This is a genomic window from Polaribacter litorisediminis (assembly GCF_019968605.1).
Taxonomy (GTDB): Bacteria; Bacteroidota; Bacteroidia; order Flavobacteriales; family Flavobacteriaceae; genus Polaribacter; species Polaribacter litorisediminis.
This window is the reverse complement of sequence record NZ_CP082966.1, coordinates 4,052,716-4,075,593: the sequence shown is the minus strand read 5'-3', so window position 1 is coordinate 4,075,593 and position 22,878 is coordinate 4,052,716. Positions and strand designations below refer to the sequence as shown.

14 protein-coding genes are annotated in these 22,878 nt (G+C 27.7%); 3 read left to right on the top strand and 11 right to left on the bottom strand.

Features of this window, described 5'->3' with window-relative positions; translation table 11 throughout:
* The 3 genes from K8354_RS17370 to K8354_RS17360 form a co-directional block, all read right to left on the bottom strand.
* Complete coding sequence (locus K8354_RS17370) at positions 1-2,016, bottom strand: tetratricopeptide repeat-containing sensor histidine kinase (RefSeq protein ID WP_223443863.1); 2,016 nt, start codon at positions 2,014-2,016, stop codon at positions 1-3.
* A 62-nt stretch (positions 2,017-2,078) separates the two neighbouring features.
* On the bottom strand, positions 2,079-2,234 hold the full coding sequence (locus K8354_RS17365; RefSeq protein WP_223443861.1) for a hypothetical protein: 156 nt from the start codon (positions 2,232-2,234) through the stop codon (positions 2,079-2,081).
* A gap of 337 nt (positions 2,235-2,571) precedes the next feature.
* Entirely contained in the window at positions 2,572-3,174 is a 603-nt protein-coding gene (locus K8354_RS17360) for a LytR/AlgR family response regulator transcription factor (RefSeq protein WP_223443859.1), read from the bottom strand.
* 155 nt (positions 3,175-3,329) lie between these two features.
* On the opposite strand from K8354_RS17360, the gene K8354_RS17355 reads away from it, so the two are divergent.
* The 3 genes from K8354_RS17355 (at position 3,330) to K8354_RS17345 (ending at position 4,518) form a co-directional block, all read left to right on the top strand.
* Positions 3,330-3,878: a hypothetical protein gene (locus tag K8354_RS17355; RefSeq protein WP_223443857.1), complete on the top strand. Its 549-nt coding sequence runs from the start codon at positions 3,330-3,332 to the stop codon at positions 3,876-3,878.
* A gap of 80 nt (positions 3,879-3,958) precedes the next feature.
* On the top strand, positions 3,959-4,204 hold the full coding sequence (locus tag K8354_RS17350) for an AbrB/MazE/SpoVT family DNA-binding domain-containing protein (RefSeq protein ID WP_223443854.1): 246 nt from the start codon (positions 3,959-3,961) through the stop codon (positions 4,202-4,204).
* A complete protein-coding gene (locus K8354_RS17345) occupies positions 4,195-4,518 on the top strand; it encodes a type II toxin-antitoxin system PemK/MazF family toxin (RefSeq protein ID WP_223443852.1) in 324 nt (107 codons plus the stop codon). The genes K8354_RS17350 and K8354_RS17345 overlap by 10 nt, the downstream gene beginning before the upstream one ends.
* An 85-nt stretch (positions 4,519-4,603) precedes the next feature.
* Here K8354_RS17345 and K8354_RS17340 read toward each other — a convergent pair whose 3' ends face one another.
* The 8 genes from K8354_RS17340 to K8354_RS17305 form a co-directional block, all read right to left on the bottom strand.
* Positions 4,604-4,819, bottom strand: coding sequence for a hypothetical protein (locus K8354_RS17340; protein WP_223443850.1), 216 nt, complete (start codon positions 4,817-4,819; stop codon positions 4,604-4,606).
* Positions 4,820-5,040: 221 nt separating this feature from the next.
* A complete protein-coding gene (locus K8354_RS17335; protein WP_223443848.1) occupies positions 5,041-5,250 on the bottom strand; it encodes a hypothetical protein in 210 nt (69 codons plus the stop codon).
* A gap of 201 nt (positions 5,251-5,451) precedes the next feature.
* Complete coding sequence (locus tag K8354_RS17330) at positions 5,452-6,774, bottom strand: tyrosine-type recombinase/integrase (RefSeq protein WP_223443847.1); 1,323 nt, start codon at positions 6,772-6,774, stop codon at positions 5,452-5,454.
* 556 nt (positions 6,775-7,330) lie between these two features.
* Complete coding sequence (locus K8354_RS17325) at positions 7,331-8,521, bottom strand: HIRAN domain-containing protein (RefSeq protein ID WP_223443845.1); 1,191 nt, start codon at positions 8,519-8,521, stop codon at positions 7,331-7,333.
* 11 nt (positions 8,522-8,532) lie between these two features.
* On the bottom strand, positions 8,533-12,384 hold the full coding sequence (locus K8354_RS17320) for a UvrD-helicase domain-containing protein (protein WP_223443844.1): 3,852 nt from the start codon (positions 12,382-12,384) through the stop codon (positions 8,533-8,535).
* A complete protein-coding gene (locus tag K8354_RS17315) occupies positions 12,384-16,556 on the bottom strand; it encodes a DEAD/DEAH box helicase (protein ID WP_223443843.1) in 4,173 nt (1,390 codons plus the stop codon). Before K8354_RS17315 ends, K8354_RS17320 begins: the two co-directional genes overlap by 1 nt.
* Positions 16,557-16,576: 20 nt before the next feature.
* Positions 16,577-21,061 (bottom strand): protein NO VEIN domain-containing protein, encoded by a 4,485-nt coding sequence (locus K8354_RS17310; protein WP_223443841.1) that lies wholly within the window; start codon positions 21,059-21,061, stop codon positions 16,577-16,579.
* 137 nt (positions 21,062-21,198) lie between these two features.
* Complete coding sequence (locus tag K8354_RS17305) at positions 21,199-22,878, bottom strand: LeoA/HP0731 family dynamin-like GTPase (protein ID WP_223443839.1); 1,680 nt, start codon at positions 22,876-22,878, stop codon at positions 21,199-21,201.

Genomic DNA, 22,878 nt, shown 5'->3' with positions numbered 1-22,878 from the left:
TTAGTTTAACGGTATTTCGATATTAATTTCTACTCCGTTGTTAAAAGATGAAGAAATTTTACAAATACCATTCAATTTTTGTACTCTAGATTTAATGTTTTTAATACCGATACCATTCTTTTTTTTCTTAATATTAAATCCAATACCATCATCAGATAAAGATAAAACTAAATTGTTATTTTTCAAACTAAACTTAATTGATACTAAGGTTGCATTTGCATATTTAATTATATTTTGGATTACCTCTTGTATAATTCTATATAAATTAACTTTAACTACCTCATCTATTTGATACCAATTGATATTTTCATCAAAATAAATACTGTATTTAAAATCCCCTACCTTACTTTTATCTATTACTAGTTGTTTAATAATAAATGTGAAATTTATCTCAGCGTTATCAAAATTATCACTTAATTTATGAGAAACATCTCTAATTTCTTTCTCTACATTTTGAAGCTCATCTAAAAAAAGTTGATACTGCTTTTTATTCTTTTCATTACAATTAATTTCTATAAACCCTAAACCAACTCTAGCACCAAAAAGTCTCCCAAGAATTCCATCATGCAATTCTTCCGAAATTCTGTTTCTCTCTTTTAATTTCTCCTCTTCCAGTTTAGACTGTTGTTTTAAGGTTAATAAATAAATTTGTTCGTTTGATTTTTGTTGCTCAGTTTCTAGTAATAGTTTTTCGTTTTTAACTTTTTGAACTCTTAAAAAGTAAAATAGTATTATAATTAAAATTGTGCTCAAGGAGATTAACGTTACCCATATTCTTTGTTTTGCTAATCGTTCTGTTTCTTCAATATATTCGTCTGTATCGTGAGATATCCTAGCAAATTTATTTTGATAGTTCCTTTCTACATTAAGTAAGCTATCGGAATATGATATATAGTCTTTTAAGTAAAGTTTTGATTTTTCTTCATCTAAGGATACCAATATTTTTAGAGATGCTAAATAATCTCTACTATTTTTAATACTATTTGCAATTTTATTGGCATCGAGAGCATATTTTTTTGCTTTTAAAGTATCTTCTGAAAATTTATAGTACTCTGCCAAATGAATTTTACTTATTAAAATACCATCTTTATTTTTTAGACTATCTCTTATAGCTAAAGCTTTAAAAAAATCCTCTTTAATACCTAAAGTATCTCTAATTAGTAATTTACAGTATGCATAATTGTCAAGTATTCTTGCATAACTTAGAGGTTTATCTTGTTTCAGTGTTAAATCTAAACCTTTATCAAAAAATAATCTCGCTTTTTGATAGTTGCCTTTTTTAAGATAAATTAACCCAATATTATTATTTAAGTCTAATTTACTATTGTTTTTAACCTTTGAAGAATATTCTAACGCTTTTTGATAATAGAAAAGTGATTTATCGTATAATTTAAGATCAGATTGAATAACACCTAAAGAAGTATATGAATTTAATAAATCATTATCTTTTTTTAGTTCTTTGAAAATTTTTATTGCTTTGATAATGTTCTGTTCACTCCCAATATAATCTGAAAACCTTCCTTTAATAAAAGCTTTTCCTACTAACATTTTTCCTACATAATATTTATAATTTTTAAAGTATTTTTCGGCTTCATTAAAATGATAATATGATTTTTCGAAATCTCTTATTTTATTATAATACGTTGCATAGTTCCAGTGTGCATCTCCTAAAGAAAATGAATCTTTTATTTTTAGAGCTAGTTCAATAACTTTTTTATTCCTTTTTTTGAATAAAAAAGTATCTTTTACTTTAAAAGTTTGATACGCTACATCACTTAATTTTTTGAGATTTACAGTGTCAATTTTGTTAGATATAATAAAATTATAACTTTTGTCTAAATATTGACGTTTTCTAATAAGTGAATTTTTTGGATTTTTTGAATTTTTTATCCATAAAGATAGGCTGTCTAAATTTGGTTTTATATTATTATTTTCTTTATCATGGAAGTTACAAGACTGAAAAAAAATAAAATAAAAAAGTAATAATATATATTTAAAAAGTATTTTTTTTTTCAATTAGAATTTTAAATCAAATATAAAAAAAAACCTTTAACTAGAAGTTAAAGGCTGATTTCAATTTAATCTTTAGTTCCTTCGGGATTTTCCTCATCTCCACCTGTATCTGCTCTAATATTCTCTATATTAACAGTTGAGTCATCATCTTCTAGATCTGTACAAGAAGTAAAAGAGATTGAAAAAATTGCTAATAGTAATAGTGTTTTTAATAATTTCATAATGCAAAAATTTTAAGATTAAACAATAGTGTCTTTAAGCTGGATTTTTTACAGCTCATTTAAAATTGTACACAATGAAAAGCGTGTGTTATTTTTTAACGCTCTGAATATTCGATGATAAAATTAGTAGTAATAAAGATTTTAGACACATGAATCAATTCATGTTTAGTGAAGTATCCATATTTACGAGTGAAAGCATTATTTTATGTGGTAAAAGTTAATTTGAAGCTATTACATTACTGCAGTATAAGTCATTAATAAAATCAATATTCTCAATAAAAGTTTTAGTGAAAGGAAGTTTATGCTGATTATTACTTAAAGAACAAATTGATTTTCCCTAGTGAATTCTGGAAATACAGTTGATATTAATAATATAACTTTTATGAATCCTTAAAAAGTTTTTAGGCAATGAGTTTTCAAATGTCTTTAGGGTTTTATAAGCACTTATTTTAGTTCCATCTGACATATAAAAATCCGTGGTGTTACTATCTGCTTTTAAAAAAAGAATATCATCTATACATAGATATCTATAGTCTTTGTTAGATTTTAAACAAATAGTTTTATTAATATGTGCTGTTTGTTTTTTTTTGAACTTCAGAATACATTTCCTAATACTCAATTCTGTTAAAGGCTTCAAAATAAAATCACAGAAATCATATTTATAAGCTTTATAAGCACTTTCTTTTTTTGTAGACAAACCAATAAACTCAAGTTTAGATTTATATGAATTACGGATATCTAATAAAAATTCTGAAAGTATGATATTAGAACTATCTAAGTTGAAAAAAATAAGATTGAAATTATTTTTTAATATTAAATTTAATGCAGTTTCTTCTACTTCTGTTATGTAAGTGAAATTTATATCTATCAATTCATTTTCTAAAGCTGAGATTTTTTCAATCTCTTTTTTATCATTTTCAATAATTAAACAATTAGTCATAACTAGTTTTATTGAAAATTAAAGGAAGTTTACAAAACTCTAGTAAGGAAATAGTTTACAAAGAATAAGGTTATTACTATAAAAACCAAATATTGCAAAGTAATATCAAATTTCATTTCGAACTTTAAAAGGATGAATACAAAAATTATTTAATTATGCTTATCCTTTTTATTATTCTACTATTTTTATTCATTATTACTTTTCTAAAAAAAGGAACTCCAACCTTAAATGCCAACTGGAATACCCTTTTGGATAATTTTGCATATTCAACACAGGATTTTTATAAACTATTAGCAATAGAGTTAGAATCTAAAGGAATAAAAGAAATTAAAATTGAAGAAAAGTCTATAAGTATAGGGAATGCTCTTGGTGCAAAACGTTTATATTTAAGAGTAAAGTGGAAAAATTACACATATGATTGCTGTATGGCGCCCTTCGGAAATGGCACTTTTATTTCTTGGTGGATGTTTACTGAAAAAACAGGAATGGAATTATTGCTTTCCAAAATTCCTTTTGTTGGCAACTACTTTGTAAGAGTTTTTTTTCCTATAACCTATTATTCAATGCATAGTGCCAGTATGTTCCGAACTTATGCCCAAGCATCTGTTTTAAAAGTAATTGATGATATTACACAAAATAAAGGAATTCGTGCATTTTCTGAGGCAGAAAAAAAGCCAATACTAAATGATATTTTTAAGAGTTAGGTTCTATGCAATTATCTAGACGATACTAACTTTGAGGATTGAATAATTTGTACTAACTTTGTAATTACAAATATAAAATTATGGAAACAGCAATTATAAAAATAGGAAATTCTAAAGGTCTGCGTTTAAGCAAAACTATATTAGAAAAGTATAATATAAAAGACAAGGTCGAAATGATTTTGGAAAAAGGACAAATAATCCTTAAACCAATTAGTAGTCCACGAAAAAACTGGGAAAAAGCATTTGAAGAAATGCATGAGAATAATGATGACAGATTATTATTCAATGATGTTTTTGAAGACGAAAATTTTGAGGAATGGAGTTAGAGCAGTATTCTATAGTACTGGTAAATCTTGACCCAACCATTGGTAGCAAAATTAAAAAAACAAGGCCTTGTGTTATTGTTTCACCAAACGAAATTAATAAGTTTTTAAGAACAATTGTCGTTGCTCCCATGACAACGAACCTAAAAAATTATCCGACTAGAATTAAAGTAAAGCATAACGGTAAAAAAGGAATGATTGCAATCGACCAAATTCGGACAATTGACAAATCTCGAATATTAAAAACATTTGACCAATTATCTAAATCTGAAATACAGAATTGTAAAGATATTATTAGAGAAACTTTTGTAGATTAAAATAAAATTTTGAATAAAAAACGAAAAGTACAGCTACCAACAAAGAACTGAGTTAAAAAAAACAAAATACTCATACATACTTCTTTTAGTAAGATTTAAAACCAGAAATGGAGCCATTTTCGTTCTTTTTCCTAATTTCGATAAGCTCATCCATTTTAAAATTTAGTTGACTCAGTTTAAGTGTTAGTTGAATAATATCTTGTTTTGTGGCCTGTTTATTCTCAAATTTGGTCATTAAATCCGTAATAATGTTAACACCAAACATTGCAGCTGCTGCATTTCCAACTCCTGCGAAACTCATTTGTTCAATTTTATTTTTCCCTGTCTTGATGTTGTTTGCTATTGTGATTTCTTCCCCTTTTGGTTTTTTGCTTTTCAATTGATGAGTACGGACTCTGCAACTATCACTACAAAACTTTTGTATCTTTCTTCGAGTGGGCAAAAATTCCTTTTTACAATAATCACAACAATATAACCGTGTTTCCATATGCGTTAGTTGAACGTTCGTTTGACGCTTAATCCCTATAAAAGCGTTTTTGTTTGACGTTTTCTATTGTTGAAAACGTTTTCTAACAAATACTTGATAGCCTTTTCTTTGGTGAATACTTTTACTTTTTTAGGGGAATTGAGTTTTGGAGAGATTTCAGAATCTTTCTTTAATTTATCCCATAATAGCTTTTGCTCTTCGATGGGAAGTGCTTTTACTACTTGATAAACTACGTCTGAATTCATATCTAAATATAAATTTAGATACTTCTTTATTTATGGTTGTCGGATAGTACAAGCTAATGTCAAATAATGTCGGTTCTACGAAGCACTTTTATCTGAAATCATTCATTTCAAAACCTATTGAAAGATTTATTCTTTTGATAAAAGTGCAATAAAATACAGATCTTAGGCAAGGGGACTATTTTGAAGTTTACTCGTTGTAAGTTACCTCAAAAAGTTTGAGTAATCTTCTGGCAACTCAGCATCAATATCTCTTAAGTATTTTTCTAATGCCACCATCGTAGAATGACCTGTAATGGGCATTAAATTACTTTTAGCTTCATGCTGAGACATTTTCTCTCGAAACTTTCTGTAAAGTTTGGTAATACTGGTGTGTCGAAAACTATACAGTCCATATTCTACCCCTAATTCAAAGTGATCTTTAATCACCTTAAAACGTTTAGAAAACTCATTTCGCTTGTTGATAACATCTGCAGCCCACTCTTCCCCGATGTTAAATCTTCCAAACAAATTTGAAGTTGGTTTAAAGTTCGATAAATCAGGTAGCTCCTCCAATAAAATTTCGGGAATAATTTTAATCTTCACAGGCTTATTTTTTGCCTTTACATACAATTTCTTATCCTGAATATCAATATCACCAATTCTTAATCTACATACTTCAATGGGTCTTAAGAAATTGTTAGCAAAAAACTTTACAAACAACCATAAATGAGGATCTACTTCTCGCATATGCTCATAAATCTCTTTTTCTATTTTTGGGGTATATGTTTTGTTTCTCTTAGGAACTGATTTTAAGACAGCTATTTTTTTGACAAAATTGTCCTTTATAATTTCATTGTCCTCTAATAATTGAAATAGCGAAGCAATATCTGTTCTCGTATTATTACGATTTCTAGCACTAGTTCTTTGTAAAACTGAATTTAAGTATTCAATGACCATTTTCTTTGTAATAAAGGTGATGGGATTGTTATAAAGTTCTTTTGATTTTAACCATTTTTCAAATGCTCCTATCCTACTCTTATATTGAACAAAAGAATTTTTATTCATCATGTTCACTTTGAGCGATAAGCCAAATGCAATGGTTTCTGCGATCGTTAAGGAAGGTGCTTCCGTTTTTTGGTTTGCTACTTGTTTGTTTTCTGGAATAGTCTGCTGTTCTTTTTTAATCTTGACTTGTTTTGGTTGTTTGGCAACTTTATTGCTCACCTCTAGATTCCCTGAAAAAATCGAGGCTTCTAAGGCAGTATTATCCTCATACGGATTGAATCCATATTGCAATAATTGCAATAAAGCCTGTTGCATCGTTTTTAGAAAGGCGTAACGTTCTCGTTTTGTTTTTAATTTATTTACACCTGCTTTGATAAAAGGTTCTTTTTTTAATCTCCCTGTCTCAGGATTTCGAAAAGAAAAATAAACAAACCAATCTTTGGAAAGCGCTGTCTTTTTTTGTTCAGAAGAAAAGCTCGACCATTGTGAAATATCCACTCCTCCAGTGTAGATTTTTGGCTCAGAATAATTCAATTTCATAGTAAAAACGTTTACGGTAGCGTTTACGGTACGTAAAAGTAAGAAAGTTAAAGGCATAAAAAAAGCGGATTGTCGTAAACAATCCGCTCTATTATTGAGGATAACCTAGTAGCGGGAACTGGACTCGAACCAGTGACCTTTGGGTTATGAGCTCAAAGAAATACTCCTTTTTAGCCCTTTTCAACCCTATTTATTTTAAAATCGTGTTCTAAATCGTGTTCAGTTTAGACCAGATTATTATTGTATTATTTTCAGGCAATTTAGTGATTATTATTAGACATTTTAAAAAATTTCAAGGATGATTAAATCATATCTTAATTATTTAATCTCTAATTTTATTGGACACACTATTTTTATTAAAAACTAATGAGTTTACATATTTTAAATAAAAGCTTTATAGTACTTAGAATTTATTAAAAATAAAACTACGAATTAAGTTACTTAGCTTATGAAGGTTTTGTATTTCATTGTAGTCTGTGAAAATTCAAGCAATAAAATGTAAGACACTCTAGAATAATAAATTTGAATTAAAAAAATATGTATTTGACATGAAGTCTTAATTATAGTTTAAGAGTCTTTTAATGTCTCTAGTTTGTTCACTCTTGAAAGAAACTAAAATTATTATTTCATCTTTTGTCTTTCTAAAATATATTCTCCCATCATTCCTTTCACCTGTACTAAAATGTGTATCAAACCAGTTTCGAGATGTTTTTATTGGTTTACCTTTAAAACTATTGTCTTCTACTATTTTTTTTATTTTTTCAAGTGCATTCGTAAAATCTAAAACTTCTCTTTGCAGCACATCAAAAGTTGGGTTTATAAATACTACTTCCGGAAAAAGAATACTCATGATTTTTTCTAACTGATTATCAACTTGATTTAATGATTTAATTGATTTTTCAATATCATTTTTCAATTTACTCTTTTCATCAATTAATTGTTTGTTCTCATTTTTTAAAAAATTGAGTTCTTTATCTTTTAAAGGAATATCCTCTTCAATCAACTTTTTTTTCTCTTTCTCTAAATAATCATAATCATCCTCTAGGAAAGAAAAATATTCATCTTTAAATTTATTTTCTGATTTTTCTTTTAAAACAGGAAAGCTGGCTTCCAATAATTTTTGAATATTTTCTTGATTTTCATTTTCATCTAAAAAGAAATACCAATCATAATTTTTACCATTTTTTGCAACTCTATAACTAATACCAGTTCTATATATTTCTATATTATTTTTTTTAAAAATATCTTCTACTTTTTTTAAAACAGTTTCCTCACACTTTAATAATAAGTATAAATTATCGTTCTCACTTTTATCAAAAAAAACATCAATGGACTCTTCTTTTTGATCAAAAAGAATACTGTCTTTAGGTTTAATAGTAAAAGCTATTTTTACTCCATAGATATCTTTTGATAGATCGCACTTTAAATCAATAATATATGCATTAGAAATAATTTTTTTTTCATCTATTAGATGTGCTATTTTTTCGGCTTTTAATTTACCTACATAACCTAATGAAAAACCATTTAATGTCTTAATATGTATTGCATTTTTATCCATTTCGTTATTTGGTTCTCTCTCTAACAATACCTCATCATGAACCTTACAATTTAAAACATTATTTATTCTTGATTCATATTTAACACCCGCAGTCCATAAAGAAATGATCCTTTGCCCATCTAATTGAATCGGTAATGAATCATTAACTAAGTTCTTCTTAAAAATTTTATTTACTATTCTTTTAAACATAACTTTTTAATTTAATGACCATATCCAGAAAAATCTATTAGGTAAACATAACCTCTATTCTTAGAAGATTCTGTCCAATTTGATGCATAGTTTGTATTATTTTTCTCATCAGACCATAATGTTTCTTCATAAGTACTGACGTATATTGAAGAAACAATGAATCCCTTTATTTCTAATAAGTGATTAATCCTATTAACCATACTCCTTGACAAAAGAGCAACTCTATTATTGTTAATAGTTGCATACCAAAATGTATAATGACCATTTATTACTGGAAGTAACACTAAACGATCTCCAATTTTTACATGGTCTTTAATGTAATTATAAGAATTACCGCCATATGCGCTAGCACTCCAGTACATAGTAAACTTATCAATCCCTTCACCTACAGAAATCCCCAACTGATTTACAGTTTCCTGCGGAGTCAAATAACCTGTCCCTTTATCCAAAGCGCTCTCTCTTTCATACTTAATAACTACTAGCTTTCTCTTAGCTCTGGAATACGCTACATAATACAAACGTCTTTCCTCTTCGATAAAATCTTGCAGATCAGCTTCATAAAACCTACTTGAAGTAGGTAGATTTGAAAATGATGGTGGTATCAATACAGCATCAAATTCTAAACCTTTTACTTTATGCATTGTAGTAATAATAACTTCTTGCAAGGAATTATCTCCTCCTATTTCTTTTATATTCTGCTCATATATTTTACCAAACTGTCCGTCATCTTTGCTCCCAATATCCTCAATGAATTGAATTAAATCTTCATAAGTTGAATCTTCATCTTTTTCTTTTTCAAACTCACATACTAAACAATGAAACACATTTAAGATATATACATCCCAATTAGAATATTCTCTTAAGACACTTAATTTTAAATCTGAAATATCCTGTAGATAATTTAAAGATAATTTGTCTTTAGCCTTTAATCGAAGATCACTTAATAAGTGATAAAATTCCCTTGTTTTTGTTAATGCTCCTTTAGCTCCTTGAACTCTCAACCTTATGTTTAAATTCAAATCTTTAAGCACATTGAATGCCCTATACACCTCATTATTAGAGCGAAACATAATTGCAATTTGACGATACTGCCCCATATCGTCATTATACCTTAGTAGTTCTTGTAACTTTAACTTCCAATCTACTCGATGTTCCCTAACATCTATTATTTCTACAGGTGGATTTATTGTTTTTGTTTTATTATGAGCTAAGAGTTTTGTGATTTCAATACGCGAAGTATTAAGACTTAACAACCTTTCCGACTCCGTTAAAATCTCAATATAAGATCTGTAATTAATATTAAGCTTTAATATCTCAGGACTATAAATCTTTGCAAATTCATCATAATAGGGTTTTGGATTCATTGAATCACCAACATTGGCTCTCTCATAACCATATATACTTTGGTTGGGATCACCTATTACACAAATTTTGGTTCTTTCGGGATGGGCAATAAATTTGAGTAATTCCATCCTTTCAGAGGTTATGTCTTGAAACTCATCTACAAACACATACCTTATAGTCCCTAATTTTTGACCAATAGTACCAGGTGAATTGTGCATAATATCAATAAACTTTTGTGTCCATTGGTCAAAACCTAAATCATTGAGTTCATTTCCTAAAGTGTATTTTATAAAACCATGAAAAGTGAAAATTTTTAATTTCTTGATAAGTTTAGAATACCCTAACTTCTTGAATAGTTTATCTAACCTTTCTTTTAACTCAATAACAACTGCTCGATTATAAGCTAAAATCAAAATATTATCTGGATTAATTTTTTCATCTTGAATTAATCGTGCAACCCTTAATGTAAGTGTATGCGTTTTTCCAGTTCCAGGCCCTGCAATTACTTGTAAATTTTGATTTAAGTTGGCTTCATAAACTTTACTCTGACTTTCATTTAAGGCTGCTTTAGCAGTTTTTAAAGCTTCTTCCCTAAATGCAACTAAATCAGGATGATTTTCATCTAAATTTTCAATTAAAAGTTGGATAATATCTTCATTGCTTGAGCATTTAAAATAGCCTTTAATAAAAGCATCATGTTCATATTCTTTTAATCCAGTAAGACATTTAAGAGCTAACAATCTTAACTCTTTCATTTTATTACTTTCTTCAAACTCTATTTGAATTTCTAAATCAGTTTCGTTTTCTATATCTATTATGGATAAGTCATGAATAAAGAGCTCTATTCCCATTGGAATTATATCACCTCCATCCCCCTTTAAATATCCTAAACCTTTAGAAATGCATACAAGTTTTTGAAAATATTCATCTCCCTTTTTATCAATATCTAAATGGTTTATTAGGTCTACAATATTAAACGTCCTTTTATTTTTCTTTAGATTCTGTTCAGAGATATATGTAATCAGTTTAATTAAATCAATTTTGAATTCTTTTAATTCTTGTAAGGGTAAACTATTAGTTTTATAGCTATTGTAGATTAATTGGGAAATAAAGACTTTTTCTTCTTCATATGCTATATGGCTCTTATGTCTCAGTTTTGGTAGAAAGTTGACTAATTTAAAAGCAAATTTCGCTCTAACTTTCTTAAAGTCATCAACTAATGTTTTATTGATTTCTTCCTTCTTCTTATATTCATTATTTTTCTTTATTTCCTCCCAAAATATATTTTCTGGTTGAAAATTAGCCGTAATGATATCTTTTATATTAGAATTTAACTCATTATTGTCTAAAGCTACTTGGTTACCCGGTGTGGTTGCTTTTATAATTTCGTTTGCAAAATCAAAAGTAGCCTCAATTCTTGGCGATTTCACATCATAACCCCATGATTTTAATTCCGGAGTACGATTGATACTAATTTCTAAATTAATGTTTCTATCAAGTGAAATAAGTTCAAATTTTTGTGCTGTAAATAAGAGTTTAAAAAGTTCTGTTGTTGTCTTAATTTTCAATGCATCTTTTAGAAGCTGCATGTCGACCATAATAGTTTGAGAGTCATTAAACTTATCTGCCTTTATTTGTATTAACAGATTTAATAAACTTTTAAGTTGATTATTCTCTTCTTTAGTCCTAGTAGCTGCAATACTTACATCTTCATTGAGTATTTTTATCGGTAATTGAGCTGGGGTATATACACCGAGTTTAATTCTATTTAATTTTTCTAGCCAATATAAAATAACCCTAAAAACAGTATCCTTACCATATACCTCTTCGTATTCAATATCTTGGTTTAATAAATCTAATGGTAGTGGAAAAGCATTTTCTTTTTCAATTTTTAGATGACGAAATTTAGACACATAATTAAAAATTGTTTTCCTTACTTGTTCTATTTGTGACCAAGTGATTTCGTTCTGATGTTGTAAATCTTTAATTTTATTAAAGTCCTCTTTGGTAATAATACATTTTGCCAATAAAGGATTGGACTCAGAATAACCCGCATTTTCATATGAAGCTTGATTTCTACCTGCTCTACCTACTTCTTGCAAGTAGTCTTCAAAAGTTGATGATGGACCTAAATGAAACACAAAATGAATATTTTTAATATCCATACCCATACCAAAAGCTTTGGTCGCAATTAAAATTACACTATCCCCTTTTTTATAATTTTCGTATTTTTCAGTTCTATTAGTTCCTTCTAATCCTGCATGGTAAAAATCTGCCTTACCTGCATAATTGAGACCTTCATTCTCTAGGCAGGTATTTAATCCAATAGCTATTTCTTCGGATTGCTTTCTTGTTCTAACAAAAATTAATACTCTACTATTTATTGGATCAAATTTTTTGGTTCTCAAATCATGAACAATCACACTTAACATACCCTGAGTATCTGCGACTGTATCAAAACCAAGTTTGATATGGTTTCTAATAGGGTTATATTCTTTATTGCGGTCATTCCAATTCATTACGAGAAAATAATTTTAAAGTCCTTATAAATTTTATCTGACACTGTTGCGGAAAATAATAAAAGTGGAAAATTGTTGCTACTCATTTTTTTTAGTTTTAGCATTTCTTTTGCACAATTAAAGTAATCTGGTCTAAACTCATGCCCCCATTGTGATACACAATGCGCCTCATCAAAAACACCATATTCAAGCCCCCCATCAGATTGTATTCTCATTTGAAGAGCATTATTAAAAGAGCGACTTCTAAATCTTTCCGGTGTTACGAAAATTAATGACAACTCCCCACCTGCCATAGCTCTATAAATAGAATACACCTCAGAACTTCTATCCGAGTTTATATAATCTACACTACCAAAGAAACCTTTATTCCAAAGCGCATCTACTTGATCCTCCATCAAAGCTTTTAAAGGGGTTACAACTATCGTTAATCTATTTGTGAAAGCACTTATAAATAAAGCTGGCCCTTGAAAAAGTACAGATTTTCCTTCGCCAGTAGGTAATGTAATAAGTTGATTTTCTTTTCTTTCAATAATCAACTCTAAATATGGAACTTGACTAGGGCGCCATTGAAATTCTTTTAAAAACACCTGTCTTAATATCTCTTTTATTTTAGCCATATCAAAAGGCAATTCTTCCATAGGTTTTACGCTATTTATATGCATATCAGCTTCTTTTACGGCTGCTTCATACATATCAAAGTTTTTCCATATATTTAGTGTCATTTTAGAAGTGTTCCAAGATTTATTTATACTATTATAATCATTAAATCTTGGGTCTAAAATCCATAATTTATGATTTGGATCTGCCTTTTGCAATACATTTCGAATATGAGTAATTCTAGGTTTTAATAACTCTAGTAGGAAAAAGGTATCACTAATTATTGGTTTTTTAGAAATGTTAAGTTCTTGCTTATCATTGTTGCCTTTTTCGGAATCATCCTCCTCGATTTCATTAATCTTTTTTAATCTACTACTATTTAATTTTTTAAGATAACTAGAGTTTATTGAAGAATAATAGTTTTCTGAGAGGTTGAAACTATCAAAAATTATATTGAGACAATCTACATGGTTTGATTTTATTATACGCTCTACTTGACTTATATGCTCAATAATTAATTTGGCACTAGACTTCCTTTGGTGTAATAATTCTAATCGTCTGCCAATTGAAATAACCTGTTCAGGAATGTAATACCCAAGATGACTGAAATAATTATTAAGTACTTGGATTTCGTCATAGTCCTGAACAATCAATATAGAAGCATTGCCTAGATTTACAATTTGATCAATTAATTGTTTTTGAAAAACCCAATATCGTGAACGGTATAAAGATTCTGGATTAAATCGAACTACTTTATTTTTTAAAGTTTCTACAGCACTAACTTCGACAATAATGGTTTGATTTTTCACAAATTTGTTAGCATCGGACTGAAAATCTACCAAATTAATAATATCAAAAGATAGCAGTAAATTTTCCCAATTGAAATTCCCCCAAACGTTAAACTTATTTAAAGTAACTTTTTCCAACCAAAAATTATCAAATGGTTTTAATATGTCTACTTCAAGATTTTCACATTGTTTTACGGTTAGTTCAGAGAAACTTTGACCTCCAGAAAACTTTAACCAGATATGGTCATCATTTTTAATTTCAGACATTAAAAAATCTAAACTAATTTCTTTTAATTTTTTTTTATTCTCTACAGACAATAAATCTTTTTGAATGGTTATTACGCTAATATCTTTGAGTTGTGAAAGCTGGTCTTGATACAATAATAATTCAGGAATTGTAAAAAACATCACATTTTTAGCTAACCAATCTATTTCTTCATTGGGATAAAATAAATCGAATACATTACTAATATTATTTTCTAACTTAATTTTAACACTTATAGGTAATTCGCCCCAAAACGCTGGTTGATTTATAGCTTTTTTGTAATCTAAATGATTCAACAATACCAGTTTTTCCCAAATATGGTTCTCTGAAATTTGGTTAATCTTAGTTCTATTTAACTTATATAAATCTTTGTTAGATGTATCTGTACAATGGAATTTAATCTTTTCTATAGTTAAGATTTCATTTTTAAAACTATCATTACCAATAATTAAGATATTTTCAGATTTTAAATCATCGATTTCTTTTTTTACTTTCTGAATCAAAATATTTTCAAGTGGTTGTGGTCTAAAGAATGTTTCTTTTTCAGAATTCAACACATCAAATGGATTCCAGTTCAGTGAATTTTTAGATTTTAATTCTACTATTTTTTCAACAATATTAATAGGAATGTAAGAAAATAAAGGTGTCAATTTTTCTTGTTCCATAAACAAAATGCGAGTTAACTGATTCAAAAATAATTGTCTTGTTAACTTTGAATCGTCAATAGCATTATGTGCTGTTACTAATGCTAAATTCTTAAATTCTGGACTCAGAAATGTTTCTATTAATAAGGTATCCCAAATTTGATTTCTTGGAATAGAAACTTTAAATTTTGATAAAATTGGAATATCCCACTCTACAATGTTATGACCTACAAATACGCTATTTGATATTTCTGTTAGTTCTTTAAAGAAATTAATCCCCTTATTAACCTCAGTATTACCTTTATAATACTTTTCTCTGTTTTCATTATTTATCCAACCTAGTTCAAATATTTCTGTACCATTACTCTCTAAATCAAAGCTTATAAAATTTAATTTACTAGAAATGCTTTCTTTTATTAATTTACAGACTCTTTTCTCTAAAATTTTATTCGATATTCCTTTTATTAAAGAAATTAATGGTACAATCTCCTCATCAGATAATTTATCCAATATTCTTTCTTGAATTTCAATTTTATGATCTTGAAATGTAGTAATCCCTATTGTTTTAGGAAACTCCAATTGGTTGTCTTCTAACCATAGCTCAAAAGCTAATTCTGGAACTAAGCTATTTTTTAGCTGTGTTTTGTATTTTGCTTTATTTAAGCAATTTGAAATTACTATTAATTGTTCTAAAATATTAAATACTTTAATAGATTCTGTAACTAAATTAGCTTGAAAATAAGCATCAATAGCTAAAGAAATTTCTTCGACATGAGACCGTGTAAGGTTTTCATAAAAGGTTAATTGATTTGACGCCAAGTTTTCATTACTTTTTATTTCGTAATTAATAAGTGCATCAATAAGATGATTTTCCCAAAAATTTTTATTTGTTTTTTTGTCCAACCATAATCTGATGTAAGAATTTAGAAATTCTAAGTTTTTTACCTTACTTATAACTAAAAACTCTGGACATAAAGCTTGCCACTTTAAAAAGAAATTTTCAAAGTCAATTTCATCTTTGAAGTAATTACTATCATTAATTTCGGATTTAAATTGTTTTTCATATAATTGACTGTACTCACTAGAATTAGATTTAAACGAACCAATAATAACTAAATCTTCATTTGATAATATTTTTTTAGCTATGGCTTCAATAAATGGAAGTTTTATATTGTCTATTATTTTATTGAAATCTGGAGGTATTTCCGATTTTTGACATCTAATAGATCTTCTATCAAAAAACAATTTAACTTTAGATATCTCAAAGTTTTCGAAATTATCCGAAAACATGATATTATTCTCTAGTTTTATTACATTATTAAAAGATACCCAATCTGTAAATCTTTTTATAGGTTTAGTTATTACAGTACCCGAAAATAGTTGCTCTTCTATTTTATGTTTTTTAAATTTTTCGCCTTTAACCGATACAATAACAAATTGCCCTATTTCGATATCAGCACAATTATTATTAATTTTACAATCATTATCTGTATTTTCTCGGAGCATGTTATAATTAACACCATCAATATTATCAATAACTTTTAGGTATGCATGAGAATTATCTGGAGCAACATATTTTACATATCCAATTTGAAATGATTTTCTCCTACGTTTTGGTTTACTTAGCTCTTGTAATTTATCTAGTGAATTATCTTTTTTTGTTATCTTTTTAGAGGCTTTTACAACAGATGATCTGTAATGTTTATTTGTGCTTATTTCATAAACCTCAATGCCAGTTTCTTCTGATAATATAGAAATCCATTCTTCTGGAATATTATTTATAAAACGAATATTATCATTGATGCTATTAGCCTTCAAAATGGCTTTGAGCTTTGAAGGGTTTATCTGATAATGTTTTAAAAGTTTTGGAATACTCATTTTTACATTACTTTAAATATCTACTCTACTTCTAAATTTACCTCATATTCAGATGTGATTGGGTTGTATTTGCTATTCGTAAAAAAATCTTGTATTTTAATAATTTCATTTTTATTTCTAACGAGCCATATTTCATAATTGTCTATTTCACTTTTTCCGAATTCAAATTCAGAACTTGATAAATAGAATCTTCCTGAATCAAAAGACTTCACCTCAATATATTTTAATACTCCTTGCTCATCTGTAAACCTAATATCACATTGAAGGTTTTCATTGTCTTTTGAAACCCAATCAACATTGTTGAAATTATTTTTCTTTAAATGATTAAAAACATATTCTTCAGCAGTATTTCCTATTTCTTTTAATTTTCTATCATCAGAATCTTTTGGTATAAAAACCCTTTTGCCTCTCTTGTTTCCTTTTCCATTCCTTTCCTTTTCCTTTAACTTTTCACTACTAATTATTTTAGTTTCTTCATAGTTCAAATTGTTTTGGGTTGTAGCATCATCACCTAAAGCCTGAACCTGCTCAATTATTTCGGATTTAATAGTATTTATTGCATTTTCAAAAAACAATAAGCTTTTTAACCTTTTACTTTGATTGACCTTATATAATTCTTCCTCCGTAAACATTTCTGAATTTTTATCTCTTATATCTGAAACGTCTACCTCATCTTTAATATCTACCTCATAGTATAGTTGGTTTACATATTCAATAAATATTAGATCTAAATCTATGTTGAAATTATACTTATTCTTTTCAGCAATTTCTCTAACGAAATCATAAAAGTCTTCAAACTTATTAATTTCATTTAAATACTCTGACTGATCAATTATTGGTTTACTTTTTAGTTTTTTCCAAATTGCTGATTTTATTATCGTTTTTTTAGATAATAAAACATTCTTTATCATTGAAAAGTGAATTTCTTCTAGGCTTATATTATAGGGGTAGTGGGTTGAAAACGACTCTAATTCAAGATTAATAGTATCAAATAAATTTTGAATTTTATTCATCTCGTCCTCATCATTTATCTTTTCATAATCTAAAACGTTTACGTTAACATCTAGATTGAAATGACTTTTTATGTATGCTTCCAAGGTAAGATCGTCCATGTGTTTCAGAAATTTGATTCCTTTAGACACAAATATTGCTTGCCAAAAAGCTTGCTTATAATCTGCTAAACCAAGTAATTCTCTAGCTTCATTAAATGTATCTTCACCAAAATCAACTTTAATATTAGTTAATGTATCCTCAAATTCATTACTAAATAAATGTCTAAACTCATTTCGATCACCTCTAACATCAAATGAAAGAGAGACTATGTCAGCACAACTGTTTATAAATGTTCTATTTGATTTTAAATTATGTATTGTATCATACTCATTTACTTTTACATAGTAAGTTTGATCTTTATTATGAATGAATTCGTAGTCTAATACTTCATAGGAAGCATCACCTATACTATATTCTATTTGTGAACATAAAACAAACGTGATTTTTTTACAAATAGAAGCTTGTATCTTATGAAGTCTATTTTCTTCAATTGCATTAATCCTATATGTTAATATGGTCGGTTTTAATAGTTCTAGGAATTCATTGAATTTGCTATTTAACTCAGGTACTAGTTTTGATGAAATTAATTCAATTTTAATAGCAGATAAGTCATTAATCCCAAAAAAATCTATGGCCTCAGCACCCCCAGAACGGGCAGGAAAATTAAGTACAGGAAAGTCTTTCATCAACTGCTTTGGGAGTTTTATATTATCACTAAAATATACTTCAGATTGAGGAAATGGTTTCAATTCCTTACCATCATCTGCAAAAAGAAACACCTCACTATTTAAGCTATTCCCATTTTCTTTATAATTAGCCAAGGCCATTTTATAAATTATTTGAGTTTTCTTCCCATTTGGATATCTCTCTGGTAATTTATTTATTGTTTCTAAAACTTTATCAATTGATAAGTTACTAAAATCATCTTTAGCCCCCAATATTAGTAAAATAGCATCTATACTACTTTTTGATATACCATGCTCTTTGAAAAAATCTTTTCTATAGTCAAATGAAAAATTATTGATCCAACTATATCTTTCATCTATTAGATAATCTGACAAAATATAATTACTTAATTGATCAATCTGATATTTAATATACGATGGTTTTACATAAACAGAATTCCAAGTTCTGTAAAAATATTGTAAAGAGTCGACATTTTCCAGATCATTCAATTGCTTCCGTAATTTTTCATCAAAATGAATCCATAAAATAAACTTTTCAATAGAAATTAATTTTAAAATAATTTCAAGATTCTTAATACTCCATACTCTTGCTTTAATACGTGAATCAATATGTTCATTTAATACATTGGTTAAATAAACTCGATACTTTTGAAGGTTTTCATCCTGAGTTGTAATTGATTTATAAATTGCAAAATCATTAACTCCAATCCATTTTAGGTAATCCTGTACTTTATTCTTGTCTTGAACATCTAATCCAAGGATATCAGGTGCCCCAATAAAATCATTTGGCTTGTAAATACCTTTAAAAATTGTTTCAGTGATTTTGCCTATTGGGTATTCATCTGAAAAAACCAATTCATCTACTAGTTTAATATTCCCCTTTTTTGTAATCCCGGGAACACGAATAGCTTCCGGTAATTTTGTTTCATCATTGAGTTTTTGAAAATTATGAAATAAACATTGGTTCATTTCTTTTATTATATCAACCTTATTTTCTGGAGATGTATTTAATCGATTTCTTGATTCGCTTATTATTTTTTGCGCCAAGGTAGCTGGTTCATAACTATGAATATTACAAAACCCCTTTAATTGATCATATATAAATCTAGATTTATTAGAATTTTCATCAACATTGAACTCAAACATTTCGAGCAACTCGTCATATAAGGCCTTATTAAGGAATTGAATATTGGCAAAAGAGGGTGTTTTTAATTCATTTTTTTTTGTTATTGGTGTATAAATATATTCTCCTATTTGAATGTTCATTAATTGATCATTCACTAAAAATGTCATGCTATTTTCGTAGTCCTCTTTAATGAAATCACAATTTTCTACAATCTGGTAAATAAATTGAGCTCTATTTATCATTGACAGCTCTTTGGCTGAGATTCTATTTATAATTTCTATTACATCTTTTAGGACAACTAAATCATTATCAATATGACCTTCTAAATTATAATCTCTTAGATTTTTATTTTCAAGTGGTAATAAATGACAGTTAATCTCATTTTCAGCACCAATATTTAAAAGCATTTGCCCAAATACATTGCTTATAAAAATAGATTCTTCTAGTGTTTTATATGTATTATCTATACAAGGAAGTATTGACTCTATGTGTATCGCAGAATCAATTAAATCATAATAACCTAATTCAGCTAAGGTATCAGCCTTGTTTATATGATGTAAAATTTCTAAAGGTTTGTAAGACACTTCATCTCTGGAAAAATATTTCGCAACTTTTGTTGTGAATTTCACTATTTTCTTAAGGATAAACCTGTTTTTTTCAGAATCGTTAATTTGATTTCTAGTGGCATCCAAATCAAAAGTTGCATGCAAAATGTATGGTTGTTTTAATTGAATTCTAGTTGGAAAGAAAGAATATAAGAAAGGTGAGCTGTATTCAAAGTTCTCTTCAATTGCTATTTTAATTTGATAAAACTCTTCATCTTGTTTGATTTTATCCCAATATTTTTCAGGAAGGACTTTCTCTTTCTCGAAAATTTGCCAAATAGTTCCATTTTCGAAACTTATTTTTGTTTTTGGCTCAAATATATCTTCACTTCTTGTTATAACTTCTCTTTTACACGAAATATTTTCTTTACCTTCTAAACCTTCAAATTTTATGTTTTGAATATTGTTTAAAAATAAAATAGTTTCAGGGGTGATTGCTCTAATTTGTTTTATAATATCTTTTAAAAAACTTATTTTATATTCGATAATTATACTCGTAACATATTCCTTTTGTTCGATTACAGATATATCTGGAATGGTAAGAAAAGGCAAGGGAATTACATGGTCTTTTAAATTTTGCTCTGTTCTAATTTGTTGTTGAATTTCAGTATCAAATAATTCCTGAAAATTTGCTTTTCTTTTTTTCTCTGAATAGCTTAGAGAAATATTATTACTTTGAATTTCTATGCCCTTACTCCAGTTAATAATTGATCTAAACCCTAGTCCTTTATTACCTATATACTTTTTTTGTTCTGTTTTAGAAGATAAATTAGAAATAAATAAAGAACGATATCCTTTTTCAGAAAATGGTGTTCCAATATTATGAATTGAGACTTGCCTTTTTTTTGTATCTAATTTTATGAGTACTTCCTTAGATCCTTCATCATCGCAGTTCTGCAATAGCTCTAATAACTGACGACCATTGTAGCCTTTTACTGTTTCATTCTCTTGGTTGTAATCTCTTAACATATAGCTGTAATTATCAGCATATTGTTTTTTTGTAGATTTTATTAAATTATTAATGTGACTTATCATCTAACAAGATTTTCTATTATTTGTTATTATATTATTAGAGAATTTTTTTTTATACTTTTTCATCTTCTAATTTTTTTTAATATATTTTAAACTTATGCATATCATGTTAGCAAGCTCCTGAACTACATTCATCAAAATTAAATTTCTTCAAAAGGTATCTCTTCTGCGTCAAAAAAATTAAAAACCTTATCTTTCCAAACAGTTGATTTCTCTAATTTTTCTTCAAAACTCACATTGTTTGTTTCTAAATCTTCTATGGTACTTTGTAATGTATTAAAAGATGGAATATACTTATTAATAAAATCATCCGTAGAGCCTAAATCATCTAAAATATCTGAGAAAAAACTACCTATTGATTGTTTCATCTCCATTTTTTCTTTATTAAATTTCTCTGCCTTTTTCTTTTCCCAATATGAAATTCCAATATCTAATAAAGCACCTAAAATTGCCGCTCCTTTTGCAAAGTTACCAGCAAGTTTTAACGCCCCCCAAGGCTTAAATTTGGTAGAGAGTTTTAACGTATTTCTAGCAGATAATATACCATCTCTAATTTTACTAACCGGAATTTTACTTGCATTTTTAATAAGTTCTGATAAGCCAGAAGCTGCCATCCTTTGCATACCTTCATTTATTTCACGAACTGTTTCTTCTAAATCTAAAGTTATTTTTTGAGTTCGCCCTTGTAACCCTTCAATTGCTTCATCAATAATTCCCTGAACTTTTTGTTGTAATAAAAAACCAATTTCCAATTCTTTACCATTCTTTTTTACACCTAAATTTCTTTCGATTACAGAATAATAGGTTTCTCTAGTTGCCCCATCTATTTCATAAAAAATAGCATCTCTTAAATTACCTAAGTTATCCTTTGCTTGCCTTACTGCCGTACCTGCATCTGTTTTTAAATAACCTATATCAGAACTCAGTCTTTTTAATTCAAGTTTTTGTTTATAAATATTTTGTTTTTCAATATTTATAATTTCATTTAGTTCATTTGTTTTTGTTGTTATAACGTCCTTCATTACACTTTTAGAAACTCCGCTGATAAGCCTTTCTTCGTTATTTTGAACTATATCTGAAGTTATTGTTTTTAAACCCTCTAAACGCGAAAGTTCGCGATACTCTTTTATATTATTAAACCATTCTTTTAATCCTTCTTCAAACGGATCTGCAGATACACATACAATATTTAATTTTTCTGATTTCTCTTCACTAATTTCTAAAAATGATTTTATGGTATCTTTTATAACTTTTGTTTTTATTTCTGCATTTCTTATAAAATCTTTTTCATCTTCAAGGTTTGCTACGTCGTCCATTTTATTTACTACAAAGATGGTTTGCTCTAACTTTCCTAAATCTTGCAATACCCATTTAATAATATTCTTATGAGAATCTTTAATAGGATTTACAGCTTCAACAACGTACAATATTAAATGTGCTTCTGAAATATATTTTTTTGTTTGTTCTTCATATTTAATAACGACATTGTCTACAGATTTTTGTTTGTCCCCAAATAAACCTGGGGTATCAATAATTCTAACATTTTTTAATGTAGAGTTGTAAATACAAATTTCATCAGATGATTCATTTGTATCTATTTTCATATTATCAAATTCTTCTTCCAACCAACCGGCAGCTACTGTGGTTTTACCATCTGAAAAAGAACCAAACAAAACAACATTAAGTAAATTGTTTTCTAAACTTTCTATGGCAGATGCTATTTTAGTTTCCACATCTTTAAGGCCAAGTCCATAAATATTTCCTTCTTTTATTAAAAGTAATAACTTTGCTAGATTTTCTATATGCTTCTTATTTTTCAT